29 protein-coding genes and 2 tRNA genes are annotated in these 23697 nt (G+C 64.1%); 23 read left to right on the forward strand and 8 right to left on the reverse strand.

Translation table 11 applies throughout. The annotated features are described in order from the left end of the window. The first annotated feature begins 20 nt into the window (after positions 1-20). The 3 genes from QHG62_RS04770 to QHG62_RS04780 are packed head-to-tail and all read left to right on the forward strand — an operon-like array spanning position 21 to position 1779. A complete protein-coding gene (locus tag QHG62_RS04770; RefSeq protein ID WP_281149695.1) occupies positions 21-797 on the forward strand; it encodes an SDR family NAD(P)-dependent oxidoreductase in 777 nt (258 codons plus the stop codon). Continuing rightward, on the forward strand, positions 797-1324 hold the full coding sequence (locus QHG62_RS04775) for a MarR family winged helix-turn-helix transcriptional regulator (RefSeq protein ID WP_258504903.1): 528 nt from the start codon (positions 797-799) through the stop codon (positions 1322-1324). The genes QHG62_RS04770 and QHG62_RS04775 overlap by 1 nt, the downstream gene beginning before the upstream one ends. Beyond that, a complete protein-coding gene (locus QHG62_RS04780; RefSeq protein ID WP_281149696.1) occupies positions 1324-1779 on the forward strand; it encodes an acyl-CoA thioesterase in 456 nt (151 codons plus the stop codon). Before QHG62_RS04775 ends, QHG62_RS04780 begins: the two co-directional genes overlap by 1 nt. A 9-nt stretch (positions 1780-1788) precedes the next feature. Here the strand turns inward: QHG62_RS04780 and QHG62_RS04785 are convergent, their stop codons facing one another. Both QHG62_RS04785 and QHG62_RS04790 read right to left on the reverse strand, forming a co-directional pair. After that, a complete protein-coding gene (locus QHG62_RS04785) occupies positions 1789-2178 on the reverse strand; it encodes a hypothetical protein (RefSeq protein WP_281149698.1) in 390 nt (129 codons plus the stop codon). Between the two features lie 114 nt (positions 2179-2292). Then, positions 2293-2625 carry a hypothetical protein gene (locus QHG62_RS04790; RefSeq protein WP_281149699.1) on the reverse strand — a complete coding sequence of 111 codons (333 nt, stop codon included), beginning with the start codon at positions 2623-2625 and terminating at the stop codon, positions 2293-2295. A gap of 70 nt (positions 2626-2695) precedes the next feature. Between QHG62_RS04790 and QHG62_RS04795 the strand changes: the two genes are divergently transcribed. Both QHG62_RS04795 and QHG62_RS04800 read left to right on the forward strand, forming a co-directional pair. Then, positions 2696-3094 (forward strand): hypothetical protein, encoded by a 399-nt coding sequence (locus QHG62_RS04795; RefSeq protein ID WP_281149700.1) that lies wholly within the window; start codon positions 2696-2698, stop codon positions 3092-3094. 166 nt (positions 3095-3260) lie between these two features. Continuing rightward, positions 3261-4505 (forward strand): glycerophosphodiester phosphodiesterase, encoded by a 1245-nt coding sequence (locus QHG62_RS04800; RefSeq protein WP_281149701.1) that lies wholly within the window; start codon positions 3261-3263, stop codon positions 4503-4505. A gap of 23 nt (positions 4506-4528) precedes the next feature. Here the strand turns inward: QHG62_RS04800 and QHG62_RS04805 are convergent, their stop codons facing one another. Beyond that, positions 4529-4807, reverse strand: coding sequence for a hypothetical protein (locus QHG62_RS04805; RefSeq protein WP_281149702.1), 279 nt, complete (start codon positions 4805-4807; stop codon positions 4529-4531). A gap of 190 nt (positions 4808-4997) precedes the next feature. On the opposite strand from QHG62_RS04805, the gene QHG62_RS04810 reads away from it, so the two are divergent. Continuing rightward, positions 4998-6518 carry a methyl-accepting chemotaxis protein gene (locus QHG62_RS04810; protein WP_281149703.1) on the forward strand — a complete coding sequence of 507 codons (1521 nt, stop codon included), beginning with the start codon at positions 4998-5000 and terminating at the stop codon, positions 6516-6518. Between the two features lie 142 nt (positions 6519-6660). Here the strand turns inward: QHG62_RS04810 and QHG62_RS04815 are convergent. Further along, positions 6661-6736: transfer RNA gene (locus QHG62_RS04815), tRNA-Lys, on the reverse strand. 134 nt (positions 6737-6870) lie between these two features. Here QHG62_RS04815 and QHG62_RS04820 point away from each other — a divergent pair. The 16 genes from QHG62_RS04820 to QHG62_RS04895 all read left to right on the forward strand — a co-directional run bounded on the left by QHG62_RS04820 (position 6871) and on the right by QHG62_RS04895 (position 18883). Next, a complete protein-coding gene (locus QHG62_RS04820) occupies positions 6871-7581 on the forward strand; it encodes an SDR family NAD(P)-dependent oxidoreductase (RefSeq protein ID WP_281149705.1) in 711 nt (236 codons plus the stop codon). Between the two features lie 268 nt (positions 7582-7849). After that, positions 7850-7996 carry a hypothetical protein gene (locus QHG62_RS04825; RefSeq protein WP_281149707.1) on the forward strand — a complete coding sequence of 49 codons (147 nt, stop codon included), beginning with the start codon at positions 7850-7852 and terminating at the stop codon, positions 7994-7996. 36 nt (positions 7997-8032) lie between these two features. Continuing rightward, positions 8033-8617, forward strand: a complete 585-nt coding sequence (locus QHG62_RS04830) for an A24 family peptidase (RefSeq protein ID WP_281149708.1) — start codon at positions 8033-8035, stop codon at positions 8615-8617. 42 nt (positions 8618-8659) lie between these two features. Then, on the forward strand, positions 8660-9502 hold the full coding sequence (gene cpaB / locus QHG62_RS04835) for a Flp pilus assembly protein CpaB (RefSeq protein WP_281149709.1): 843 nt from the start codon (positions 8660-8662) through the stop codon (positions 9500-9502). A gap of 24 nt (positions 9503-9526) precedes the next feature. Beyond that, positions 9527-11038: a type II and III secretion system protein family protein gene (locus QHG62_RS04840; protein WP_281149710.1), complete on the forward strand. Its 1512-nt coding sequence runs from the start codon at positions 9527-9529 to the stop codon at positions 11036-11038. A 20-nt stretch (positions 11039-11058) separates the two neighbouring features. Continuing rightward, a complete protein-coding gene (locus QHG62_RS04845; RefSeq protein WP_281151503.1) occupies positions 11059-11340 on the forward strand; it encodes a hypothetical protein in 282 nt (93 codons plus the stop codon). Positions 11341-11466: 126 nt separating this feature from the next. After that, positions 11467-11676 carry a Flp family type IVb pilin gene (locus QHG62_RS04850; protein ID WP_281149712.1) on the forward strand — a complete coding sequence of 70 codons (210 nt, stop codon included), beginning with the start codon at positions 11467-11469 and terminating at the stop codon, positions 11674-11676. An 82-nt stretch (positions 11677-11758) separates the two neighbouring features. Next, on the forward strand, positions 11759-11941 hold the full coding sequence (locus QHG62_RS04855) for a Flp family type IVb pilin (RefSeq protein ID WP_281149713.1): 183 nt from the start codon (positions 11759-11761) through the stop codon (positions 11939-11941). 80 nt (positions 11942-12021) lie between these two features. Continuing rightward, positions 12022-12198 (forward strand): Flp family type IVb pilin, encoded by a 177-nt coding sequence (locus QHG62_RS04860; protein WP_281149714.1) that lies wholly within the window; start codon positions 12022-12024, stop codon positions 12196-12198. Between the two features lie 46 nt (positions 12199-12244). Continuing rightward, entirely contained in the window at positions 12245-13468 is a 1224-nt protein-coding gene (locus QHG62_RS04865) for a TadE/TadG family type IV pilus assembly protein (RefSeq protein WP_281149715.1), read from the forward strand. Between the two features lie 5 nt (positions 13469-13473). Further along, positions 13474-13935 carry a TadE/TadG family type IV pilus assembly protein gene (locus tag QHG62_RS04870; RefSeq protein WP_281149716.1) on the forward strand — a complete coding sequence of 154 codons (462 nt, stop codon included), beginning with the start codon at positions 13474-13476 and terminating at the stop codon, positions 13933-13935. After that, a complete protein-coding gene (locus QHG62_RS04875) occupies positions 13932-14360 on the forward strand; it encodes a TadE/TadG family type IV pilus assembly protein (RefSeq protein WP_281149717.1) in 429 nt (142 codons plus the stop codon). The genes QHG62_RS04870 and QHG62_RS04875 overlap by 4 nt, the downstream gene beginning before the upstream one ends. Positions 14361-14379: 19 nt before the next feature. Further along, the gene (locus QHG62_RS04880; RefSeq protein WP_281149718.1) at positions 14380-15531 is read left to right on the forward strand and encodes an AAA family ATPase; all 1152 of its coding nucleotides are present in this window, start codon (positions 14380-14382) and stop codon (positions 15529-15531) included. 54 nt (positions 15532-15585) lie between these two features. Continuing rightward, positions 15586-16959, forward strand: coding sequence for a CpaF family protein (locus tag QHG62_RS04885; protein WP_281149719.1), 1374 nt, complete (start codon positions 15586-15588; stop codon positions 16957-16959). 10 nt (positions 16960-16969) lie between these two features. Then, the gene (locus QHG62_RS04890; protein WP_281149720.1) at positions 16970-17962 is read left to right on the forward strand and encodes a type II secretion system F family protein; all 993 of its coding nucleotides are present in this window, start codon (positions 16970-16972) and stop codon (positions 17960-17962) included. A 12-nt stretch (positions 17963-17974) separates the two neighbouring features. After that, on the forward strand, positions 17975-18883 hold the full coding sequence (locus QHG62_RS04895) for a type II secretion system F family protein (RefSeq protein WP_281149721.1): 909 nt from the start codon (positions 17975-17977) through the stop codon (positions 18881-18883). A 15-nt stretch (positions 18884-18898) separates the two neighbouring features. Here QHG62_RS04895 and QHG62_RS04900 read toward each other — a convergent pair whose 3' ends face one another. The 3 genes from QHG62_RS04900 to QHG62_RS04910 all read right to left on the reverse strand — a co-directional run bounded on the left by QHG62_RS04900 (position 18899) and on the right by QHG62_RS04910 (position 21722). After that, positions 18899-19588 (reverse strand): response regulator, encoded by a 690-nt coding sequence (locus tag QHG62_RS04900; protein WP_281149722.1) that lies wholly within the window; start codon positions 19586-19588, stop codon positions 18899-18901. Positions 19589-19613: 25 nt separating this feature from the next. Continuing rightward, complete coding sequence (locus QHG62_RS04905; protein ID WP_281149723.1) at positions 19614-21302, reverse strand: sensor histidine kinase; 1689 nt, start codon at positions 21300-21302, stop codon at positions 19614-19616. 344 nt (positions 21303-21646) lie between these two features. Continuing rightward, a tRNA-Ala gene (locus QHG62_RS04910) sits at positions 21647-21722 on the reverse strand. A gap of 104 nt (positions 21723-21826) precedes the next feature. Here QHG62_RS04910 and QHG62_RS04915 point away from each other — a divergent pair. Then, the gene (locus tag QHG62_RS04915; RefSeq protein WP_281149724.1) at positions 21827-22693 is read left to right on the forward strand and encodes an alpha/beta hydrolase; all 867 of its coding nucleotides are present in this window, start codon (positions 21827-21829) and stop codon (positions 22691-22693) included. A gap of 24 nt (positions 22694-22717) precedes the next feature. On the opposite strand, the gene QHG62_RS04920 is transcribed toward QHG62_RS04915, so the two are convergent. Then, complete coding sequence (locus QHG62_RS04920) at positions 22718-23695, reverse strand: GMP reductase (RefSeq protein WP_281149725.1); 978 nt, start codon at positions 23693-23695, stop codon at positions 22718-22720. Between the last annotated feature and the right edge of the window lie 2 nt (positions 23696-23697).

Raw genomic sequence — 23697 nt, forward strand, 5'->3', positions numbered from 1 at the left:
CAGAACTAAACATTTCAGGTATGCATGCAAATCCATTGAGCGGCCGCCACGCCCTGGTGACTGGCGCCGCACGCGGCATCGGAGCCGAAATCGCCCGCACCCTTGCTGCTGAAGGCGCCACGCTGACCTTGCTTGGGCGCGACATCGATTCACTTCAACGCGTGGCGGTCTCGCTCCCAGGCCAGGGCCACGGGGTTGTGGCCGCCGACGTGGCCGATGCGCAAGCGGTGCAGGCCGCCTTCGCGCAGGCACGCGCCGGGCGAGGGCCCATCGCAATCCTGGTGAACAACGCCGGCGCCGCCGAAAGCGCGCCTTTTCTCAAGACCTCGGTCGAGCTGTGGCAGCGCATGCTGTCGGTCAACCTGACGGGCAGCTTCTTGTGCGCGAAGGCGGCGCTGCCCGACATGCTCGAGGCGGGCTGGGGCCGCATCGTCAACATTGCCAGCACCGCTGGCCAGAAGGGCTATGCCTACGTGGCCGCCTACACGGCAGCCAAGCATGGCGTCATCGGCCTCACGCGCTCGCTTGCGCTCGAAGTGGCCCGCAAGGGCGTGACGGTGAACGCGGTATGCCCCGGCTACACCGACACCGACATCCTGCGCGCGAGCGTTGCCAACGTGGTCGGCAAGACCGGCCGCAGCGAAGCCGATGCGCTGGCCGAGTTTTCCAACGTCAATCCGCAGCGGCGCATCGTGCAGCCCGCCGAAGTGGCCGATGCGGTGCGCTGGCTGTGCGGCGAAGGTGCGGCCTCCGTGACCGGGCAGTCGGTATCGGTTTCGGGCGGGGAGGTCATGTAATGCGCAACGATGCCTCGCACGCCGCGCTCAGCGACGCCGAAGAACTCGGCCACGAGGCACGCGCTGGCCGTGAAGACCACGCCATGCTCAAGCTGTGGCTGCGCATGCTCGCAAGCACCACCCAGATCGAGGCCGAAATTCGGCGCCGGCTGCGCGAGCGCTTCGGCATTTCGCTGGCACGCTTCGACTACATGGCGCAGCTCTATCGCTACGAAGAGGGCCTGAAGATGCGCGTGCTGTCGCGCTACCTGATGGTGACGGGCGGCAACGTTACCGGGCTGACGGACGAGCTCGAGCGCGACGGCGTGGTGGCGCGCGCGCACAGCCCCGACGATCGCCGTTCGTGGATCGTGAGCCTCACGCCCAAGGGCCGCGCCAGCTTCGAGACCATGGCCAAGGAACACGAGCAATGGATTCTCGAAATGTTCTCGGGTCTCGACATGAAGACCGTGAAGCAGATGCATGCGCAACTCGGGCAGCTTCGCGTGCACGTGATGCGCAGCGAGCCCTCGGGCGAGGAGGGCTGATGAGCGCAAGCGAGGCAAACGCGCCCAGCGCCGAGTTCCGCCGCGCGCGGATGATCCGCTTTTCCGACTGCGATCCCGCGGGCATCGTGTTCTACCCGCAGTATTTCGTCATGCTCAATGGGCTGGTGGAAGACTGGGTGAGCGAAGGCCTTGGCATCGACTACCACGCGCTCATTTCGGAGCGGCGCATCGGCTTGCCCACCGTGCGGCTCGAAGCCGACTTTCGCGCGGTGAGCCGTATGGGCGACCAGGTCGCGCTCGGCCTGTCGGTCGAGCGGCTGGGTTCACGCTCGATGTCGCTCGTCTTGCGCTGTTTCGAGCCGGCCGGCGGCGAACTGCGCATGCAGGTGAAGCAGGTGCTGGTGACGACTTCGCTCGAGAGCCATCGCGCGGTGGAAATTCCGCAAGACTTGCGCGCGGCCATCCTGCGCATGTCGCCTTCTTCCGCCGCGTGAAGAAAAAGCTCAGGCCTGCGGCTCTTCGTCTGGCCCGCGTGCGCGCTGCTTGAGCCAGCCGCTAAGCTCTTTCTTTCCCTTCGCGTTGGCCTGGCGCCAAGCCTCCCGCGCGGCCGCAATGAAGCGCTCTTCAGCCGCGTCGGGCACTTCGGAGGCGCGGTCTTCTTCGTCGAGCCAGCCGGCTTCTACCTCGCAATGCCGCTCGATCTGCCGCGCCAGGGTGTCGCCGATGGGCCGCGAGCTCTTGATCTGGCTCCACATGCTCGGGGAGATTTCGATCTTCCTGGCAAAGGCCTGGTCCAGTCCCTTGGCAGGCAGGCCGGCAGCAATGGCCCCTTCGAGAAAGCGGCGGTGCAGCGCAAGAACATTGCGGCGACGCGCGACGGTGAGATTGGGCACTTTTTGAAAACGACGACGAAGGGACGAGAAACGATTGTCCCGGTTGTCGATGGTGCCGTAAACACTATTTACGGCCAGAAAGAGCAGCGAGCTGCAGTACCCGCAGCGGCAGGCTCAGCGGCTGAAGCCCCCGAAAACGCCGTAGGCGATGATCCCGGCGGTTGCAAGGCCGCCGACGATCAGGCAGATCACCTTGGTGGTGCGGCCGCTGCGGCGGCTTGAACGGGCCCAGTGCTCCGGACCGATCAGGTCGATGGGAACAGTGGGTTTGCCTAAGTCTGACGCCTTTTCCATGGCCGGAAATATAGCGTAGCCCGCGAGCCGGAACAAAAAAATACCCGCCGAGGCGGGTGCAACGAGCTTGAGCTTCGAGCTTATGGGCCCCCGTCGCCGGAGTTCTTGTTTTTCTTGCGATGCATGACAGCAAACCGCAAGATGCCATGCCAAACGCTCTGTCCGTGCGGGACAGGGTCGGTTGCTAGTGAAATCACTTTAGAAAAGTGTGAAATATTGCCGTATGGACCAAGAAATCATCACCGAAGGCCTGAAGCGGGCGTTGGAAAGCTGGGTTCGCCACGCTTCCGCCGAACAACTGTGGCGTGTGCTCCAGACCGGTGGCCTGAGCCCCTCCATCGCGGTGGACGGAGACGCCGTTCATGTCCGCGTCGACCTTGGCGGCCCGCTCAACCCGCTGTCGGAGTTGGGCAGGACCGATGGGCGCCTGCCCATCACGGAGGCCTTTCTGGGCGAAAGCGCCATCTGGGGCAAGCCGCCTCCGCAGGGCGACGAAACGCGGGAGCAGTGGTTCCTGGCGAGTGAACTGGCCCAGGAGCATGCGCGGCAGTTCCTGCTTGCGGAAGTTGGCGAAAAGCGCGAGCTGTTGTCGCGCTTTGTCGAAGGCTGGATGGCGGGTTGATCGAAGGAGGGCGGACCTGCTGCCCTGGGGATTGCGCATGCGAAACCGGCGCGTCATGATCCGCACCCGATCCGATCACCAGGCGGCCTGGCGCGCGGCAGCCGATTCACCGGCTTGTCATGCGGCGCGCCTAAGTTCCTTTCGCACACCAACGAGGATATTCGCCATGAACAGCCTGAAGAAGATTTGCACGGCCCTGTTCGGCCTCGGCATGTTGTTTGTGGCCGCCGCGCCGGCTGCCGCGCACGAAGAACGCGCGCGCCGCCGTGCCGACAACGCGCCGCTGGTCATCGGGCACCGGGGCGGGGCCAATGGCTACTTGCCTGAGCACACGCTGGAAGCCTATGCGCTGGGCATTTCGCTGGGTGCCGACTACATCGAGCCCGATCTGGTCGCCACCAAGGACGGCCACCTGATCGCGCGGCATGAGCCCAACCTCATTGACACGACCAACGTCAAGGAACTGCCGCAGTTTGCGAATCGGCGGCGCACGGTCGTGCTCGACGGTGTTCCGACCGACGGCTTCTTTGCCAGCGATTTCACCTTGGCTGAAATCAGGCAATTGCGCGCCGTGCAGTCGTTTCCGGAACGCGACCAGTCCTTCAACGGCAGGTTCCAGATCCCGACGCTGGCCGAGGTGATCGAGCTGGCCAAGCGCAAGTCGCGCGAGGAAGGCCGGCGCATCGGCATCTATCCGGAGACGAAGCATCCTACCTATCACCAGGACATCGGGCTGCCGCTGGAAGACCGCCTGTTGGCCGTGCTGAGTGCCGCGGGCTGGAACCAGCGCAACGCGCCGGTGTTCATCCAGTCGTTCGAAACCGCCAATCTTCGCTATCTGCGCAGCAAGACGAGCGTGCGGCTGATCCAGCTTGTGGATGCGAACGACGTAAGGCCAGACGGCTCGCTCGACTTCAGCAAGCCCTACGACAAGCCTTACGACTGGGTCGTGTCGAACCGCGACGGCCAGTTCAAGGACTTGCTGACTCCGCGCGGCCTGCAAGAGGTGAGAGGGTATGCGGACGGCATCGGTCCGTGGAAGCCGTATCTGATTTCGAGCGCCTGCAAGTCGGTGCAGAACGGCGCGTGTGCCGACGTCACGGGCGACGGCCTGGTCGACGAGCGCGACCGTGTTCTGCTGCCGCCCTCCGACGTGATTGCCAATGCGCATCGGCTGGGATTGCTGGTCCATCCGTACACCTTCCGCAGCGAGCAGAAGCGGCTGACCGGCAGCTTCGGCGGCAATCCGGTCAACGAGTACCTCGCGTTCTACGAGGCCGGCGTCGACGGCTTGTTCAGCGACTTTGCGGACACGGCAGTGGCCGCGCGCGCGATGTTCCTGCTCAAGCACGACCCCGACTATGCCGGCTGCCTCGTCAACTCACGCAAATGCGAGCGCAATAACGATTGACGCAGCGGTGTTCCGCCAGCCGTTCACCAAGCCGATGCGCTGGCCACAGCAGAACCTGGCGCCTGCACGTTCTGGACGGAACCGGCGGGCGCCTTGCCGATGCTGGTCGCGAACCATCGAAAGGTGTTGACCAGGTGGTCGCCGCGCCCGGTCGTTCGCACGAAGAGATAACCGGACGTCGCATTGCCCAACTCGTCCACCGGAATTCCAGCGGATCGAAGCGCTGCGATCTCTGCGTCGGCGCTCAGGTCGAGCGGCAGCTGCAATGTAATGGTCGCGTTATGAATGACTTGATTGAGCATTGCCTTGGCCTCCGATGAAAGCCGCCAGCATCCGCCTTGGGATGCTCATCCGTGCGCCGGTCCGCGGTAAGAAATGTGACTTTTTCACATTGATGGCAAAACTCGGAAAAGCAACTGCCGAGAACTAAAGTTTCCGGTGCTGCTGCCGATAAGCAGAGGTGTATTCATCTCCTGCTGTCTGCTGCCCTTCATGAAGCTCCGAACCCGAATTCTCTTTTTGTGCGCCGCGGCGCTGCTCGGCATGGTCGTACTGGCCTCCGTCTCGCTGTCGACGCTTCGCCAATCGATGATGAAGGAGCGAACCTCGCAGCTCTCCACGCTGGTGGTGCTGGCGAATGCCTCGCTGGAACGCCTTCATGAGCAGGAAAAGTCGGGTGAACTCACGCGCGACCAGGCCCAGGCAGAGGCGAAGAAGCTCATCGGCAGCCTTCGCAAGGACGAGCTGTATTTCTTCGTGCGCGGCTACACGAATGACGTGAACTATGTGCACCCGAACCCCAAGCGCGTGGGCATCGTGGACGCCAAGGGCGGCAAGGAAGCCGGCGAGCGCTACCGCGCCGCGCTGGCGGGCCAGAAGGTTGCCACGCTCACGGCCTATGGCACCCGCCCGGGAGCCAAGGAAGAGGTGCAGAAGCTCTACGCCATCGTCAAGTTCGAGCCCTGGGACTGGATCGTGGGCTTTGGGGACTACATCGATGACATCGACACCGTGTTCTGGCGCAACACGGCCATCCTGCTGGCAATCGGCGGTGTGCTCATGGTCGTTGTGGGCGGCATGGCCTGGGGCATGGCGCGCAACCTCTACCGCCAACTCGGCGGCGAGCCCAGCTACGCCTCCGAGGTGGTGCGCCAGATCGGCGCGGGCGACCTGGGCATCGAGGTGCAGCTGCGCCCGGGCGATACCGGCAGCCTGCTGCATGCAATGCACCAGATGCAGCGCAGCCTGGCTGGCACGGTGACCGAGATTCGCGGTTCCACCGACACCATTGCCACGGCCAGCGGCCAGATCGCTTCAGGCAACCTCGACCTGTCCTCGCGCACCGAAGAACAGGCCAGCTCGCTGCAGCAGACCGCCGCGTCGATGGAAGAACTCACGTCCACCGTGAAGCAGAACGCCGACAACGCGCGCCAGGCCAACCAACTCGCCGTCACGGCCTCCGAGGTCGCGGTGCGCGGCGGCGACGTGGTCGGGCAGGTGGTCGACACCATGGGCTCGATCAATGCGTCGTCCAGGAAGATCGTCGACATCATCGGCGTGATCGACGGCATTGCTTTCCAGACCAACATCCTTGCGCTGAACGCGGCCGTCGAAGCGGCGCGCGCCGGCGAGCAGGGCCGCGGATTTGCGGTGGTGGCGTCCGAAGTGCGCAATCTCGCGCAGCGTTCGGCCGGCGCGGCCAAGGAAATCAAGTCGCTGATCGACGACTCGGTCGACAAGGTGGGTACGGGCAGCGACCAGGTGGCCGAGGCGGGCAAGACGATGCAAGAGATCGTGGCCAGCGTGCGCCGCGTGACCGACATCATGGGCGAGATCATGGCTGCGAGCCAGGAGCAGACTTCGGGCATCGAGCAGGTCAACCAGGCCATCTCCCAGATGGACCAGGCCACGCAGCAGAACGCCGCGCTGGTGGAAGAGGCCGCGGCTGCGGCGGGCTCGCTGCAGGAGCAAGCCGATAGCCTGGTGCAGGCGGTGCGGGTGTTCAAGGTGTGAGCGGGTCGCCGCTGTCCCGGAGGCATAAAAAAACCTCCCTGCCTTTCGGCGGGAGGTTTTTTTATTTGCGGAACGCGCGCCGCAACTGCGGCACGGTACTCACAAAAAAATAGCACGGGAACCGTGCTATTTCTGGTGTTGGTGGTGGGCCCTGAGTGACTCGAACACTCGACCTACGGATTAAGAGTCCGCTGCTCTACCAACTGAGCTAAGAGCCCTTGCTCAAAACGTTTTGCGTTTTTAGGCAAGACCGCAAGTATAGCGTAAAAATTCTGGCGTTCAACGATTTTGTACGGGGCGGCGGTACGATTCGCCATCATCGACGGGCCTGCCCTCAACCAAGGAGATTTCCATGATCGACACAATCACCGACATGCCCCATGTCGTGATCACCGGCGCCGCGGGTGCGCTGGGCCGGGCGGTGGCCCAGCACTTCATCGAGCAGGGCGCCCGCCTTGCGCTGATCGATCACCGCGCCGACCGTCTGGCCGAGGTTTTTCCGGGCCTGGACAATTCTCAGCACTTGCTGCTCGAAGGCGACGTGACCTCGCTACCCGACATGTCGAACCTGGCCACCCAGGCACTCAAGGCTTTCGGCCGCATCGATGCGCTGGTCCACATTGCGGGCGGCTTCGAGATGGGCGAGGCAACCCATGCGCTCTCACGCGCAAGCTGGGACCGGATGATGAATCTCAACGCCTGGTCTTTCGTTGCGGTCACGCAGGCGGTGTTGCCTTCGATGATCGAGCGCGGCTCGGGGCGCATCGTTGCCGTTACCGCCAAGGTGGCGGCGCGCGGCCTGCCTGCCATGGCCGCGTATATCGCGTCGAAAAGCGCACTGCAGCGCCTGGTGGAAGCCATGGCTGCAGAAGCCGCACCGCATGGCGTGTGCGTCAACAGCGTTGCGCCCAGCGTGCTCGACACGCCGGCCAACCGCCAGGCCATGCCCGATGCGAACCCCGCGGAATGGGTATCGACCTCGGTCGCTGCGCAGACCATCGCTTTCCTTGCATCGCCTGCCGCCGCTGCGCTCCACGGACAGCACCTCGCGCTCGACACCTGACGCGCTCCTCCTGAGCCGAGATTGAACAAACGCCCTGGCGCAATGCCGGGGCGTTTTGCTTTGCGCCGCCGCAAAGACAGCCGCCGAGCGAGGCAGGCGCTTTGTCATGGGTGCAGCGGGCGCGGGCGGGGCGATTGTCTCCCTCCAGAAGGGGCGCATCGCTCATGTGCGCAGACGCCGCAATTTCTACAGTGACTCCACGGCAAAACGCTCTGGCCCGCTCCGGGCCCCAAGCGGCGCCGGTTGGCTATCTCACTGGGGAACACACATGGAACCGCTCGAAACGCTGCCGAGAACCTTCACGACCCTGCTGCGGGAAGACACAGGCATGTCGTTCATGGAGTTTGCGCTCATCGGCGCGCTGGTGCTGGTTGTGTGCCTGCTCCTGCTGCTTGCCGTGCGGCGCAGTGCCTGAAGTGCAACAGACCCTCTTCATTCGGAGCACAGACCCATGACGGAATTCGAAGCCTTCCTCGATCTGCTGACGCTGCTGGCATCGGACTTCCGCATGGGCGGGCTGTTTGTCCTGCTGGTGATGGCGGCGGTCAGCGACGTGCGCTTCTACCGCATTCCCAACTGGCTCACCTTCGGCGGCATGGTCTTCGCACTCATCTACGGAACCATTGCGGCGCGCACGCCGCTGTCGGGTGCGCTGCATGCGCTGGGCGGATGGGGCACGGGCCTGGCGATCATGCTGCCGTTCTATGCGCTGGGAATCATGGGCGCGGGCGACGTCAAGCTGATGGCGATGGTCGGTGCCTTTCTTGGGCCGTACCAAACGCTGCAGGCCATTCTCTTCACATGCATTGCCGGCGGCGTCACTGCAATCCTCTTTGCCATTCACCTGCGCCGCCTCGGCCGGATGCTGGCCAACGTCAAGGCTACCGCGCAAGGCATTGCGGTCTCGGGCATTGCAGGCGTGCGGCCGTCCGGAACGATCGAGGCGGGGCAGTCCATCGGAAAGCTGCCTTACGGCATCTGCATCTGCGCGGGGACGGTCGCACAAGTCCTCGCGCACCAACTGGGCTTCGTCTAGCCCCTTCTTCTTCTTCACTCTTCATTCACGGCGGAGACTCGCATGAAAAACATCAAGGCGCTCGGGCTGCTTCTGCTGGCCCTCCTGACCGGCCTGGCGGCCGCGGTCTACGCAGCGGGCTGGGTTTCCCGACAGGGCGGAATCGCTTCCAACAAAGTGGTCGTCGCCGCCGTCGACATCGAACTGGGCAGCCGGGTCAACCCCCAGATGCTGTCGATGGTCGACTGGCCTAGCGGCTCGCTGCCGCCCGGATCGTTCACCGACGCCAAGGCGCTTGAAGATCGCGTGGTCAAGGTCGGCGTGCTGCGCGGCGAGGCTCTCCTGGAAGGCAAGCTCGCACCCGTCGGCACCCAGGGCGGGCTCTCGGCGGTCATTGCCAGCGGCAAGCGCGCCATGACCGTGCGGGTCAACGACGTGGTCGGCGTGGCGGGTTTTGCGCTGCCCGGCAACTACGTCGACGTGATGGTCAACGCGCAGCAGGACAAGAGCCGCGGAGAAGAGGGCCGCCAGATCAGCAAGACGGTGCTTGAAAAAGTGCTGGTGCTGGCCGTGGCGCAAGAGGCCAACCGCGACGACACCAAGCCCAAGGTCGTCAGCGCTGTCACGCTGGAGCTCTCGCTCGAAGACTCCGAAAAGCTCGACCTTGCCCGCAGCGTGGGAACCCTCTCGCTGGTGCTGCGCAACCAGATGGACAAGACCACGGTAGCCACCGCGGGCATCACCAAGGGCCAGCTGTTCGGCGAGAAGGAAATCCTGCCGATCGCCACCACCGTGGCGGAACGGCCGGCCCCGGTGCGAGTGCCGCGTTCCGCCCCTGTGGCGATGCGGCAATCCGAGTGCGTGGAAGTGATCCAGCACGCAGCCCGCTCGCTCAACTGCTTCTGATCACCCTGTCCGGAGGAACCACAAGTGCAATATCTCTCTTCTTCACCCGCCTGGCTGCTGGCGGCGCTCACGAGCCTGGCAATGCCCGGGTTTGCGGCGGAGCTCGCAGCCCCGGCTCCGACGCCTGTTGCGGCGACATCGGCGCCCGCGCCGGCCGCCGCACCCGCCATGCGCCGCTGCACGGCCATCATTCCGGACGACCAGCCCACCTACGCGGTGCTGGGCAAGTCGGTGGTCATTCCACTCAAGGCACGGGTGGCGCGCATCGTGGTCAGCGGGCAGCCGCCGAACCGCGCACCGGCGGCGGCAGCCGCAGCTCCGGCAGGGCAGCCTGCACCGGCGGCGCCCACTGCCCAGAATGCAGGCGACGGCGTGGCCGATGTCGACGTGATGCTGCTGAGCCCCAACGATCTCTTCTTTCGCGGACGGCAGGCCGGCTCGATGAATGTGGTGCTGCAAAGCGCCGAAGGCACCTGCTACATCAAGGACGTCATTGTCACCATCGACCCGGGCGCACTTCAGTCGAAGCTGGCCGAGTTGATGCCCGAAGAGAACCGCATCCGCGTGCGCAGTGCAGAAAAATCGATCGTGCTCACCGGCGAGATCAGCGATGCCCTCAAGCTCGACGACGTGATGAGCCTGGCCATGGCCTACGGCGCCGACGGCAAGAAGGTCGTGAACCTGCTGCGCGTCACGGCGCCGCAGCAGGTCATGCTCGAAGTGAAGATTGCCGAGATCAGCAAGACGCTGCTCGACCGGCTGGGCGCACGCGTCGGCTTGAGCCGCACAGGCGGTGGCGGCCGCGACAGCTACTCGCTGATCTCCAGCTTCCTGAGCGGCGGCGGAGGCCTGATCGAGGCGCTGAGGATCGGCCGCACGTCCATCGGCATCGATGGCCAGAAGGACGATGGCCTGGTGCGCATCCTGGCGGAGCCCAACATCATGGCCATCAGCGGCCAGCAGGCGAGCTTCCTTTCGGGCGGAAAGATCTTCATTCCGGTTGCGCAGAGCGCTGCCGGCGGCGGCGGAACGAACATCACGCTGGAAGAAAAGGAGTTCGGCATCGGGGTCAAGTTCACCCCCACCGTGCTCAACGGCGGCCGCGTCAATCTCAAGATGGTTTCCGAAGTGTCGGACCTGTCGCAGACCGGCTCGCCCTTCACCACCGTGACCGGCGTCACCGCCGTGCTGCCTTCGCTGACGGTGCGCCGTGCCGACACCACCGTGCAGCTCAACGACGGGCAGAGCTTCGTCATCGCCGGGCTCATCAAGAGCAATGTCACCGAGTCGATCAAGCGCTACCCAGGGCTGGGCGAAGTGCCGGTGATGGGGGCGCTGTTCCGCAGCACCGAGTTCCAGAACGACCAGACCGAACTGATGTTCGTGATCACGCCGCGCCTGGTGCGGCCGCTGGCCGAGGTGCCCCGCGTTCCGACCGACAACCACGTCGTTCCGAGCCGTGCGGAGGTGTACCTGAACGGCAGCCTCGAAAGCGCCACCCCGGCACCGGTTGCACCGGCCGGCAACACCCAATGACCTCAGCCAGGAGCACCACCATGTTCATCAAGTCGACCACTCTCGCGCTCGCGCTGCTCCTGGGCGCCGGGTGCTCCCACGTCACGCCCAACTACGACGCGCGCTTTGGCGATGCGGTGCGCGATGCCAGGAAGAAGATGACCCTCAATCCCGATGCGGGCAAGGACGGGAATCCGATTGCCGGCATGGACGGCCGCTCGGCGGGCGAGTCGATGAAGCAGTACCACGACTCCTACAAGACGCCGCCGCCGGCGGTGAATGTCATCAACATCGGCGGCGCCATTGGTGGCGGCGCCAAGTGACCCGGCTTGCATTACCAACCCCGTTCTGAAAGGAGCGCGCCACGAACTGCAACAACTCATTCTCCCAACCTGTTTAACGAACCAACGAAATCCATTCGTCTATTTGAATCTTTGAAGGAAAAACTCATGAACAACGTCCTCCAGGCCATTGGCCAATACACCCGTAGCTTCCTGCGCGACGACGATGGCGCCCAAGTCATCGAGTACGCGCTGATCATCGCGGTCGTCTCGATCGCGCTGGTTGTTGCACTGAAGGGGCTTACCGCCAACGGCGGCGGCTTCTCGACCTTCATCGCAACTGTGACCAAGTGCCTCACGACAACCACTTGCCCATAAGCAGCTCGAGGCGGAGCGGGCACAGCGTTGTCCGCTTCCGCTGTTCCCACCGTCCATTCAACACAGAAACGAGGTCATCACCATGTTCAAGTCATTCCTGAAAGACGAGAGCGGCGCTCAAGTCATCGAGTACGCGCTGATCATCGCCGTCGTCTCGATCGCGCTGGTTGTTGCGCTGAAGGTGCTCACTGCCAACGGCGGCAGTTTTTCGACCTTCATCACAAACGTGGCCGACTGCCTCAAGGGAACCGGGCCCTGCGCATGAACGGACGGAGGGCGGGGGCGCTTTGTCCATCCGCCGCCCACCATCCGGTTGGCACTCAGTACAAAAGCGAGGTACTCATCATGTTCAAGTCGTTCCTCCGGGATGAAAGCGGCGCCCAGGTGGTGGAGTACGCGCTGCTCATCGCGGTGATCTCGATCCTGCTGATCATCGCGCTGCAGCCACTGGCAACAGGCACCGGTTTCGGCGACCTCGTCGATCGCGTTTTCATCTGCTTCAGCGGCGCGGACTGCGACTGAAGCGCCGGGCTTTTTCGAACCGCCACTACTGCACAGGAAGCCGATCATGCAAGCCCACACTTCCGGCCGCCGCCAGGGCGGTGCGATGATCATCACCACTGCATTGGTCCTGCTGTTTCTCCTCGGATTCATGGGCATTGCGCTGGATTTCGGCCACCTGTTCGTCGTCAGGACAGAGTTGCAGACGGCCGTGGACAGCTGCGCCTTGGCCTCCGCACGCGAACTCGACAAGCAGGCCACGGCAATTGCACGTGCGCAGAGCGCCGGCCAGACCGCCGGCAATGCCAATCGGGTCAACATGCAATCGACCACCTGGAGCGGGCAGGGCCAGTTGATCGTCGCCGACATCACTTTTCGCGATGCTTCCTATGCGCCTACGGTCGACCCCGCCGTAGCTGTTTATGCGCAGTGCGTGCACACGCAGCCCAACATCGTCATCTGGCTCATGAAGGCCATGGGCGCCTTCTCCGGCAATGCCGCCGCCTATCCTGCGACAGGCAGTGTCCTGGCCAGCGCAGTGGCCACACGCGCCAGTGCACAAACCACTTGCCCGATCCCCGTCGCACTCAAGCCGAAGGCGGGAGGCGTCGCGCCCAACTATGGGCTCAACGTCGGCGACTGGGTCAAGCTGATCCAGGCGCAGAACGCATCGGCCGGCGGCGAGATCGGCTGGGCCAATCTCGACGGCAGCAACAGCGCCTCGGAGACCGAATCCGAGCTGAACAATCACTGCGGAACGAAGGTGGGCGACACACTCGGTACCCCCGGTGTGCAAACCTCGGTCGTCGATGTCTGGAACCAACGCTTCGGCATCTACAAGAACACCGGCGATCCGAGCGTGCAGCGGCCCGACTACACGGGCTATGCCTATACCGCGCTCACCTGGCCCGCGCAGTCCAACGCCTTTGGCGACTTCGTGGCCAAGCGCGCGGCCTTCGCATCCTGTGCCGCCACCGGCAAGGTGAAGGATTGCGAAGACCTCACTGGGCTTTCGCTCAACAGCTTCCAGAAGCTGGCTGCATCCGGCAACGTTGCCGGAGGCCACAAGCAGTATGGGCTGGACAGGCGCATCGTCACGGTGCCGGTAATCGACGGCGGCGGCCGCGTGATCGACTACGCCTGCATGCTGATGCTGCAGCCGCTGAGCATTCCCATGAGCGACACATGGCTGGAGTTCCGCGGCAACGCCGGCGCGGCCGGCAGCCCCTGCACAACGAGCGGGCTCGCCGGTGGCACGGCAGGGCCCCTGGTACCCGTTCTGGTGAGGTGATGCGAATGAAAAGAACTTCGAACCACAGTCAGCGCGGCGCCGCGCTGATCGAGTTGGCACTCATCACGCCGCTCCTGCTGCTGCTCACCTTCATCACGACCGAGTTCGGCCGGGCAATGTACGAGTACAACCTGGTCGTCAAGTCGACACGCGACGCGGTTCGCTACCTGTCGGTCCAGACGCCGGGCACGCACATCACCGAGGCGCGCAACCTGATGGTGTACGGCAACACTGCCGGCACCGGCACACCGCTTGCGCGCGGCCTCAGCCTTTCGAACGTGCCCGTGGGCACCTGCTGCACCTGGCAGCCAGCGGGCGCCAACCCGCTCATCACCACGGTGACTGTGCGCATCAGCAGCTACACCTTTCATTCGCTCTTTCCGTCGGTGTTGGGGGTGGTGTTTGCCGATGCGAACGGCAACATCGTCTTCAGCGACATCACCGCCACCATGAGGGCTCCATCATGAGACACCGCACATCCGGGGCGACCACCGTGGAGTTTGCGCTGGGACTGCTCATATTTCTCATGCTGCTGCTGGGCATCGTGGACTTTTCGCGCATGCTGTTCACGTGGAGCATGGCCAGCGAGGCCACGCGTGCCGGCGCGCGCTACGCGGTGGTGTGCGACGACACCGCCCAGCAGGCGCTGGTGCTGGCCCGCATGCAGGCCTTGCTGCCGCAGATCACTGCGGTGAGCGTGGCCTGGACGCCCGCGAGCTGCACGGCCGCCACGTGTGAAGGCGTCACGGTGGGCATTACCGGGCTCAACTACCAATGGATCTCGCCCATCGTAGGAGCGACTGCGCCCCTGATTCCCATGCCGAGTTTTTCGACCTTCCTGCCGCGCGAAGTCATGCGCAAGGACCCCCACAGCCCGACCATCTGCTCGTAGTGACGAAACGGAACCCGCCATGAAGATCTCCATCATCTCCCCCAACCCCGGCCATCTGCAGGACATGCGCAAGGTGCTCGAGGCCCGCTCACATGTGGTCTCGTCGTTCGAAGGCGGAAAGAGCCGGATGCAATGGGTGGTCGAGCGATCGGCGCCCGAGCTGCTGCTGGTGGACGGCATGTGCTGCGACCCCCAGGAGATTGCGATGGTGGAGCAGCTCACGATGCGCCATCCCGCGATTGCGGTGGTGCTGCTGTGCGCCATGCAGACGCCCGAGTTCCTGATCCTTGCCATGCGCTCGGGGGTGCGCGAAGTGCTGCCTTCGCCGCCGGAGCCGGCGGCCCTCGAGGCGGCGGTGGAACGCATTGCGCTCAAGATGGCCGGCACGCAGGCGCGCGAGCCCGGCCAGGTGGTTGCCTTCATACCGTGCAAGGGCGGCAGCGGCGCCACCTTTCTTGCGACCAACATCGGGCATCAGCTCTCCATGCGCCGTTCGGTGCTGCTGATCGACCTGAACCTGCAATTCGGCGATGCGCTGTCGTATGTGTGCGACCTGCGGCCTACCTCCACGGTGGCCGACGTGGCGCGGGACATCGGCCGGCTCGATGCTTCATTGCTTGCTGCAAGCACGGTAAAGGTGGCACCGGGCTTCAGCATTCTTGCCGCTCCTGAAGACCTTTCGCGCGCCCTGGAAGTCAAGGCCGAGCACATCGATGCGATCCTGCAGGTGGCGGTGGCGCAATACGACTTCGTGCTGTTCGACCTGGGCCTGCGCATCGATCCGCTCGCCATCCGTGTGATGGACCGCGCGGACCGCATCTTTCCGGTGCTCCAGCCCAGCTTGCCCCACATCCGCAACGTGACGCGGCTCATGCAGATGTTCAAGTCGCTCGGCTACGCGGCCGGCAAGGTCGAGCTGCTGGTCAACCGCAGCGCCGGCGGCACGGAAATCGGCTTGTCCGACATGCGCCGTTCGCTCGGCGGTGCCACGCTGGTCAGCGTGCCCGACGGCGGCAAGGACGTGGATGCCTCGATCAACCGCGGCGTGCCGCTGGCGGAGATGGCGCGGGGCAGCGCACTCTGCAAGCGGCTGGTGGAAGTCGCCCACACGCTCAGTCCACGCCAGAAGGAAGCACCTGGCTTCATCGGCCGGCTCTTCCGCCGAGCCTGACCCCCGCACTGCGCCCTGACGAATCTTCTTTCTCCAACAGCAAGGCAGGTCCACATGTCATTCAGAGAACAGCTCAACGCGATCGAAGCCGAGCCGGTCGCGCGCCCCACGGCGCTTCCCGTGGCCGATGCAGCGCTTTCTTCCTTTGCCTCGGACGCCTACAAGCTCCTGAAAGAGCGCATGCACCTGAAGCTGCTGGACAGGTTTGACCTGGCGGTGCTCGAGACCCTGAAGCCCGAGGTGCTGCGCCAGGAAATCTCCACGATGGTCGCGCGGCTGCTGCAGGAAGAGCCCGAGGCGCTGAACGACATCGAGCGGCGCACGCTGATACGCGACATCCAGCACGAGATGCTCGGCTTCGGCCCCATCGAGCTGTTGATGGCGGACCCTACGGTGTCGGACATCCTGGTCAACTCGCATGACCAGATCTATGTCGAGCGCAAGGGCCGGCTGGAGCTGACGGACGTGAGCTTCACCGACGAGAAGCATCTGCTGCGCATCATCGACAAGATCGTCTCGCTGGTGGGGCGGCGCATCGACGAATCCAGCCCCATGGTCGATGCCCGGCTTCCGGACGGATCGCGCGTCAATGCGGTGGTGGCGCCGGTGGCGCTGGACGGCCCGATGATGTCGATTCGGCGCTTCGCAAAGATTCCGCTGAAGATGGAAAACCTGGTGGAAGACCTCAAGACGCTCACGCCGCAAATGGGGCTGATGCTCGAAGGGCTGGCCAGCGCAAAGATCAACATGCTGATCTCCGGCGGCACCGGCGCCGGCAAGACGACGCTGCTTAACATTCTCTCGGGCTTCATTCCGGCCACCGAACGCATCATCACCATCGAGGACGCGGCCGAGCTCCAGTTGCAGCAGCCGCACGTCGCCCGCATGGAGACCCGGCCGATGAACATCGAGGGCAAGGGCGAGATCACGCAGCGCGCGCTGGTGCGCAACGCGCTGCGCATGCGGCCCGACCGTATCGTGATCGGCGAAGTGCGCGGCGCAGAGGCCGTCGACATGCTGCAGGCCATGAACACAGGCCACGAGGGTTCGCTGACCACCATCCACGCCAACAGCCCGCGCGATGCGCTGGCACGGCTGGAGAACATGATCAGCATGGCCAACCTGAACCTTCCTCATCACTCGGTGCGCCAGCAGATCGCATCGGCCATCACTGTCGTGATCCAGGTTCTTCGCATGGTGGACGGCCGGCGCAAGGTCACCAGCATCCAGGAGATCACCGGCATGGAAGGCGAGGTGGTCACCATGCAAGAGATCTTCGCTTTCCGCCAGACGGGCATGGGACCCGACGGCCGGGTGCGCGGGTACTTCCACGCCACGGGCGTCAGGCCGAAATTCGTCGAGCGCCTGCACTCCTTCGGCGTGGTGCTGCCCGACACCATGTTCGATCCCGACAAGCACTACGAATAAGGAGGCCGTCATGTTCCAGAACCTTGTTGGCGACACGCTCATTACCCTGTCCGTGCTGGTCTTCGTGACGGTGCTGCTGGTGATCGAAGGGCTCTACATGCTCTGGCGCGCGTACCGCGGGCCCGAGGCGCAGAAAATCGGCAAGCGGCTGCAGGCGCTTTCGGCAGCCACCGACCGCATTGCGCAGGCGCGGCTTGTGAAGGACCGAGTGCTCAGCGAGGCGCCGTGGATGCAGCGCGTTCTGCTCAAGCTCCCGCGAGCCCACAGGCTGGACCGCTTCATTCTCCAGGCCGGGATGGAGTGGACGGTGTCCCACGTGCTGCTCGCATGCCTCGTGTCCGGCATGGTTGTTTTCATGGCGATGGTGTCGCTCGCAAACCAGCCCGCCTGGATTGCCCTGCTGGTGGGTGCTGTCGGTGCGGCCGTGCCGCTGCTCTATCTGAATTACCGGCGAAGCCGCCGCCTGGCGCACCTCGAGCGGCAATTGCCGGACGCGCTGGACCTGGTGACGCGCGCACTGCGCGCGGGCCATTCGTTCGCGAGCAGCGTGCAGATGATCGGCGAGGAAATGTCCGAGCCAATTGCGGGCGAGTTCCGCATGGTGGCCGACGAAGTCGGCTTCGGCGTCTCGCTGCAGCAGGCGCTCACCAACATGAGCGAACGCGTGCCGCTCACTGACCTGCGCTACTTCGTGGTGTCGGTGCTGATCCAGCGCGACTCCGGCGGCAACCTGACCGAGGTGCTCGGAAACCTGAGCAGGCTCATTCGCGACCGGCTCAAGCTGCTGGCGCGGGTGCGGGTGCTGTCTGCGGAAGGGCGTCTCTCGGCCTGGATTCTCGGCCTCATGCCTCTTGCGCTGGTGGCGCTCCTGAATGCCTTCAATCCGGAGTTCATGTCGCCGCTGTGGACCGATCCGATCGGCATCACGGCCCTCAAGTACATGCTGGCCCTGATGGTGGTTGGCGTGCTGATCCTGCGCAAGATCGTGAAGATCCGTGTCTGAAGGAGAAATGCCATGCTGCTTCCCATCCTCGTCTTTGTTGCCGTGTCCCTCGCCGTTGGCGGATTCGCCGTCTGGGTGCTGCCCACGCGCACCGAACAGCGCCTTCGGGCGGTGGCTCCTTCATCGGGCAAATCGGCCTGGACCGAAACTGCCGTCAAGTTTGTCGGCCCCTTTGCCCAGTTGTCCTCACCCACGGGAGAAGGCGAAACATCGCCCCTGCGCTTGAAGTTCTTGAACGCGGGTATTCGCCACCCTGACGCGAGCCTCTTCTACTTTGGCTTGAAGACGCTGCTACCGCTTGGCTTTGCGGGCCTGGCCTTTGTGGCGGTACGCGCGGCAGGCGCGGACGACGGAGTCACCACTTTGTTGTGGCTGGCGGTGGTGGCATTGCTCGGCTGCTACCTGCCCAACATCGTGCTGCGCCTGATGGTCAGGGAGCGGCAGCGCGAGATCTTCGAGAACTTCCCCGACGCCGCCGACCTGATGCTGGTGTGCGTCGAAGCGGGCCTGGGGCTCGATGCCGCGCTGGTCAAGGTGACCGAGGAGATCCGCGTCAAGAGCGAGGCCCTGGCACAGGAGCTGCACTGGACCAATCTGGAGATGCGCGCGGGCGGCACGCGCGAGAAGTCGTTGCACAACCTGGCACTTCGCACCGGCGTGGAGGAAATCGGAACCTTCGCCACCATGCTGACCCAGGCCGACCGGTTTGGCACCAGCATTGGCGAATCTCTGCGCGTGTTTTCGGACGACCTGCGCCACAAGCGCCAGGTTCGCGCGGAAGAGCTTGCCGCGAAGGTTCCGACCAAGATGCTGCTGCCGCTGGTGCTGTGCATCTTTCCGTGCATCTCTGCGGTCATTCTCACGCCGGCCGCCATCCGGATGGTCCGCATCATCGGGCCGATGCTCGGTGGCGGCGGCTGAGCCCGGCAGTCGCGCTCAGTGGGGCGCGGTGTCGAGCTGGTGCTTGATCGCGTAGATATACAGCTCGAGCCGGTTCGCCACGCCCAGCTTCTGGTAGATCGACGTAAGGTGATTGCGGAACGTGTGCTCGGTAACGAAGAGGCGCGAGGCCAGCGTCTTGTTCGCTGCGCCGCTGCCCTGGACCACCGCCTGGATGACCTGCCGCTCCTTTTGCGTGAGGCTGGCCAGCTTTGCAGCTTCAGGGTCGGCCTTCGCAGGCTTCTTTGGCGCGGTCAGCTCCGAGAAGACCCGGCTCATGGCCTGCGGGTCGACGCACAGCTCGCCCTTGTGCACGCGCTCTATCGCGTCGAGCACCTGCTCCGCGGAAGCATCCTTGTGCAACACGCCCCTTGCGCCGCGCAGCACCGCCAGATCCAGCGTCTGCTGGCTGCGCTCGCCCGTGAGAATGAGCGCGCGCGACACGTCGTTCGACAGCAGCATCGGAAGAATGTCCAGGGCTGACCGGCCGGCCAGGTCCAGGTCGAGCACTATCACGTCGGGCGAGAGTTGCCCCGTTCGCTCCAGCGCGTCCTCGCAGCAGTTGGCCGTGGCAACGACCTTCATGCGCGGCTGCTCGCCGTCGATCAGTCTCGACAGGCCCCAGAGCATCGTCTGGTGGTCGTCCACAAGCATCACGCCGATGGGCTGGCTGGTGGTGGGTTGCATGGTTGCACCTCCTCTTTCTTCATCATCAGATGGGTATTTCGACCAGAACTGCCGTGGCGCCGCCGGCGCCCTGGCTGACTTGCGCCCGCCCGCCAAGGGCGGCCGCGCGTTCGCTGATGGAGCGGGGGCGGAAGTTTGCGAACTCCGTGCCGCAGCTCTCGTTTTCAATCCGGATGTGCAGCTTGCCGCCCACGCAGCCGATGCGGATGCAACCGCGATGCGCATGCGTGTGCTTGCAGATGTTGTTCAGCCCCTCGCGCACCAACTGGAGCACTTCGGCGGTCATCCGGTCGTCCAGGTGAACATCGCTTTCGAGCAGGATCGCGATGTCGATTCCGTAGAGTGTCTTGATGTGTGCCGCCTGCCGGTGCAGGTGCGGAAGGATGAACTCGCAGCGGGTGTCCGCGCCATGCTTTACAGCTCCCGCATAGCGGCGCAGGTCGGTCACCACGCTTTCGGCCATGCTGGCGAGCTTGTCCAGGTCGTCGATCAGCGGGTTGTCGGCAGTAGCCTTCTTGCGCAGGGCGCTCAGCCCCAGCTTGAGGCCGATGTAGGGCTGGATCGCCGTGTCGTGCAGGTCCAGCGAGATCTTCAGCCGTTCTTTCGAGGCGGCCTCCGAAGCCATGCGGTCCAGCACCTCGATGGTCTCGATGACGGGGAACACGTGCCCCATGATGTGCGCGAGAAACAGCGCGTCCGACTTGCGGAATTGCCCGTCGCGCGACGACACGAAGACCCGGCCTTCGCCCAACCGCATGGGCAGCGGCGCGCTCATGAAGGAGCGGGCCTCCAGCATTGCGGCAACGGCAGAGTTGCGGCGCGCGCCGTGTTCGTCCAGGGCAAACCAGCGGTGGTTGCGCGGGTCGCAGGCATGGCCGTCTGCCCGCAACCGGTTCAGGGGCCAGGGGCGGCGGTTGTTCAGCACGACGCGCTCGCCGGACAATGCCATGAGCGGCGAATCGGAGATGCGGCTGATCGTCTCGATGTCGACGGAGTCTGCCGGATCGCCTTCCTTGAGCGTGCGCATGACCCAGGCGCCGGTTTCCGAATTTCGCATCAGCAGGATGCAGTGGCTCGCCTTGAAGAAATCGAGCGTTCTTTCCATCGTGCTGGCAATCGTGCGGTTCACGCCGAACCGGGGGTTCGACAGCTGGCTCACCTGGCCGAGCAGGGAAAGGCGCCGCCGCAATTCGACCTTCGATCCGCCCCAGTGGCCGATCATGTGCCCAAGCGCCAGCAGGAACGTGGTGCGCATGAGCAGCTGGGGCGTGTAGGTGTCGGTGCCCGTGGCCAGCCCGCAGGCGGCAAACGACGCAACGGAAGCCATCGTGACCCTGGCGCCTTCTTCGTAGCCCCAGCGGAACGACGATGTGAGGATGACGAAGAAGTAGAAAAGAAAGTAGAGACTCGGCAGGCCGCCCGTTACAAAGATAAGGAGCGTGAACCACAGCACGTCGAACCAGTGGATGGCCTTGCCGCGGAAATACCGTTGGCCCGTGCGCGTGCAGATGTACACACCGACGCTGTAGACCAGGTAGCCGGCAAATGCCAGCCACGTGATGTTGCCTATGTCTTCTTGCGCTTCGCCTGCGTCAACTGCAACCGCCAGCAGTGCAGAGATCGACAGCACCAGCCGCATTCTTGCAACCATGACCGCATCGGCGGTAAGGTTGAAGTCGGTCCCGCAGTCCGGGTCGAAGGAGGTGGCTGGCACGGCGTTGTTCCAGTACGTTGAGCAATGTCATGCTCCGCTGGTGAGTCCGGAGGCCCGCCAGCATTGGCGCCCCGGAAGATTGAATGCTCGGTCTGCTCTGTTCACGTTTGAAACCAAAGAACTAATGTGAAGATTTCACCTTACTACTTTGGTAGTCAAATGCAATACTTTGTTTCTGGTGTTTCTTTGGTATTTTTGTTACCAAATGAAAACTTTCGGCCTCTTTTGTGTAACTGCAATTGAGGGGCCGAACGGAGCGGCGAAGCAGCGAAATGCGCGCGTTGCGGGCATCCCAGGCCAAGAAAAAAGGGACTCGGAAGAAATCCGAGTCCCTTTTGTATGGGTGGTGGAGAGGATGAGGATCGAACTCACGACCTCCGCATTGCGAACGCGGCGCTCTCCCAGCTGAGCTACCCCCCCAACGCAGGCCGGATTTTAACCAGAACACCCCTGGTAGCGCATGCGCAAACGCGAAGATGCGCCAAGATGCGCGGTCTCCAAAAAAGAAGGAAAGCAGGAACCGCATGGCCTCGTACGACCCCGCCTGGCTGGAAGGCATGTACAACAATCTCGCGCGGGTAACAGACCATCCCGCGTACTTTGCGCGCTGGGCCAAGGATTCGGCAGCCGCGCGCGAAGCGCTTTCCGGCCGCATCGATGTGCCCTATGGCCCGGGTGTCAACGAAACGCTCGACATCTTTCCCGCACCGGTGCCCGGTGCGCCGGTGCTGGTGTTCATTCACGGCGGCTACTGGCGTGCAATGGACAAGCGCGACCATTCCTTCATTGCTCCTGCGTTCAACGACCGCGGCATGTGCGTGGTCATGCCCAATTACGCGTTGTGCCCCGGCACGGCCGAGCAGCCCGTGACGGTGCCGGGCATCCTCATGCAGATGGTGCGTGCGCTCGAGTGGACGTGGCGGAACGCCGCGAGCTTTGGCGCGGACCCCTCGCGCATCACCGTGGCCGGGCATTCGGCCGGCGGCCACATGGCGGCTGCGTTGCTTGCCTGCGCGTGGAAAGCCGTGTCGCCAGATCTCCCGGCGCAGCTGGTTCGCAACGCGCTGTCCATCTCCGGCCTGTACGACCTTCGGCCGCTGCAGCGCACGCCTTTTCTGGAGAACGTGCTCAAGCTCGATGATGCGGATGCACTGCGTGCCAGCCCGGCGCTGTGGCCGGCGCCGGCACGCGGCCAGCTGCACGCGGTGGTGGGAGGCGATGAGAGCGGGGAGTTCCTGCGGCACAACGCCTTGATTCGCGAGGCATGGGGCCGTAACGCAGTGCCCGTGTGCGAATCGCTGCCGGGCCTGAACCACTTCAGCATCGTCGACGCGCTGGCCGATCCGGCCCACACCTTGCACCGCCACGCGGTGCAGCTCCTGGAGGCCTGATTTCGGGCCTCCGGAGGAGAGCGGTTACATCAGCAGGTGCTCGCCCGCGTTGTCGCCGCCCAGCGTCACGTAGTTGACCTTGCGGATGTCCATCAGCGTGCGGCCGCCCGCATAGCTGATGGAGCTCTGCACGTCCTGCTCCATCTCGACCAGCGTGTCGGCCAGCTTTCCCTTGATGGGCTCGAGGATGCGCTTGCCCTCGACGTGCTTGTATTCGCCCTTGTTGAAGTCGCTGGCCGAACCGTAATACTCCTTGAAGAGCACGCCGTCGACTTCCACGGTCTTGCCCGGCGATTCTTCGTGGCCCGCGAACAGCGAGCCGATCATCACCATCGACGCGCCGAAGCGCACGCTCTTGGCAATGTCGCCGTGGTCGCGAATGCCGCCATCGGCAATGATCGGCTTGGTGGCCACGCGCGCACACCATTTGAGCGCGCTGAGCTGCCAGCCGCCGGTGCCGAAACCCGTCTTGAGCTTGGTGATGCAGACCTTGCCCGGGCCGATGCCCACCTTGGTGGCGTCGGTGCCCCAGTTCTCCAGGTCGATCACGGCCTCGGGCGTGCCCACGTTGCCCGCGATCACGAAGGAACCCGGCAGCTTCTGCTTGAGGTAGCCAATCATGTTCTTCACGCTGTCGGCGTGGCCGTGCGCAATGTCGATGGTGATGTATTCGGGCACAAGCCCTTGCGCCACCAATTGGTCGACCGTGTCGTAGTCGGGCTTCTTCACGCCCAGCGAGATGGAGGCGAACACGCCCTTGCCCTGCATTTCCTTGACGAACTTCACGTTGTCCAGGTCGAAGCGGTGCATCACGTAGAAGTAGCCGTTCTGTGCGAGCCAGAGGCAGATCGACTCGTCGACCACCGTCTTCATGTTGGCCGGCACCACCGGCAGGCGGAAGCTGCGCGCGCCCAGCGTCACGCTGGTGTCGCACTCGGAACGGCTTTCCACGCGGCACTTGCGCGGGAGCAAAAGGATGTTGTCGTAATCGAAAATCTGCATGA

This window comes from Variovorax paradoxus, from assembly GCF_029919115.1.
Classification (GTDB): domain Bacteria; phylum Pseudomonadota; class Gammaproteobacteria; order Burkholderiales; family Burkholderiaceae_C; genus Variovorax; species Variovorax paradoxus_O.

Bases quoted from the DNA above. Each gene is read 5' to 3' on its own strand.
- QHG62_RS04770 (WP_281149695.1), top strand. From the start codon at position 21: ATGCATGCAAATCCATTGAGCGGCCGCCACGCCCTGGTGACTGGCGCC.
- QHG62_RS04775 (WP_258504903.1), top strand. From the start codon at position 797: ATGCGCAACGATGCCTCGCACGCCGCGCTCAGCGACGCCGAAGAACTC.
- QHG62_RS04780 (WP_281149696.1), top strand. From the start codon at position 1,324: ATGAGCGCAAGCGAGGCAAACGCGCCCAGCGCCGAGTTCCGCCGCGCG.
- QHG62_RS04795 (WP_281149700.1), top strand. From the start codon at position 2,696: ATGGACCAAGAAATCATCACCGAAGGCCTGAAGCGGGCGTTGGAAAGC.
- QHG62_RS04800 (WP_281149701.1), top strand. From the start codon at position 3,261: ATGAACAGCCTGAAGAAGATTTGCACGGCCCTGTTCGGCCTCGGCATG.
- QHG62_RS04805 (WP_281149702.1), bottom strand. From the start codon at position 4,807: ATGCTCAATCAAGTCATTCATAACGCGACCATTACATTGCAGCTGCCG.
- QHG62_RS04810 (WP_281149703.1), top strand. From the start codon at position 4,998: ATGAAGCTCCGAACCCGAATTCTCTTTTTGTGCGCCGCGGCGCTGCTC.
- QHG62_RS04820 (WP_281149705.1), top strand. From the start codon at position 6,871: ATGATCGACACAATCACCGACATGCCCCATGTCGTGATCACCGGCGCC.
- QHG62_RS04825 (WP_281149707.1), top strand. From the start codon at position 7,850: ATGGAACCGCTCGAAACGCTGCCGAGAACCTTCACGACCCTGCTGCGG.
- QHG62_RS04830 (WP_281149708.1), top strand. From the start codon at position 8,033: ATGACGGAATTCGAAGCCTTCCTCGATCTGCTGACGCTGCTGGCATCG.
- cpaB (WP_281149709.1), top strand. From the start codon at position 8,660: ATGAAAAACATCAAGGCGCTCGGGCTGCTTCTGCTGGCCCTCCTGACC.
- QHG62_RS04845 (WP_281151503.1), top strand. From the start codon at position 11,059: ATGTTCATCAAGTCGACCACTCTCGCGCTCGCGCTGCTCCTGGGCGCC.
- QHG62_RS04850 (WP_281149712.1), top strand. From the start codon at position 11,467: ATGAACAACGTCCTCCAGGCCATTGGCCAATACACCCGTAGCTTCCTG.
- QHG62_RS04855 (WP_281149713.1), top strand. From the start codon at position 11,759: ATGTTCAAGTCATTCCTGAAAGACGAGAGCGGCGCTCAAGTCATCGAG.
- QHG62_RS04860 (WP_281149714.1), top strand. From the start codon at position 12,022: ATGTTCAAGTCGTTCCTCCGGGATGAAAGCGGCGCCCAGGTGGTGGAG.
- QHG62_RS04865 (WP_281149715.1), top strand. From the start codon at position 12,245: ATGCAAGCCCACACTTCCGGCCGCCGCCAGGGCGGTGCGATGATCATC.
- QHG62_RS04870 (WP_281149716.1), top strand. From the start codon at position 13,474: ATGAAAAGAACTTCGAACCACAGTCAGCGCGGCGCCGCGCTGATCGAG.
- QHG62_RS04875 (WP_281149717.1), top strand. From the start codon at position 13,932: ATGAGACACCGCACATCCGGGGCGACCACCGTGGAGTTTGCGCTGGGA.
- QHG62_RS04880 (WP_281149718.1), top strand. From the start codon at position 14,380: ATGAAGATCTCCATCATCTCCCCCAACCCCGGCCATCTGCAGGACATG.
- QHG62_RS04885 (WP_281149719.1), top strand. From the start codon at position 15,586: ATGTCATTCAGAGAACAGCTCAACGCGATCGAAGCCGAGCCGGTCGCG.
- QHG62_RS04890 (WP_281149720.1), top strand. From the start codon at position 16,970: ATGTTCCAGAACCTTGTTGGCGACACGCTCATTACCCTGTCCGTGCTG.
- QHG62_RS04895 (WP_281149721.1), top strand. From the start codon at position 17,975: ATGCTGCTTCCCATCCTCGTCTTTGTTGCCGTGTCCCTCGCCGTTGGC.
- QHG62_RS04900 (WP_281149722.1), bottom strand. From the start codon at position 19,588: ATGCAACCCACCACCAGCCAGCCCATCGGCGTGATGCTTGTGGACGAC.
- QHG62_RS04915 (WP_281149724.1), top strand. From the start codon at position 21,827: ATGGCCTCGTACGACCCCGCCTGGCTGGAAGGCATGTACAACAATCTC.
- QHG62_RS04920 (WP_281149725.1), bottom strand. From the start codon at position 23,695: ATGCAGATTTTCGATTACGACAACATCCTTTTGCTCCCGCGCAAGTGC.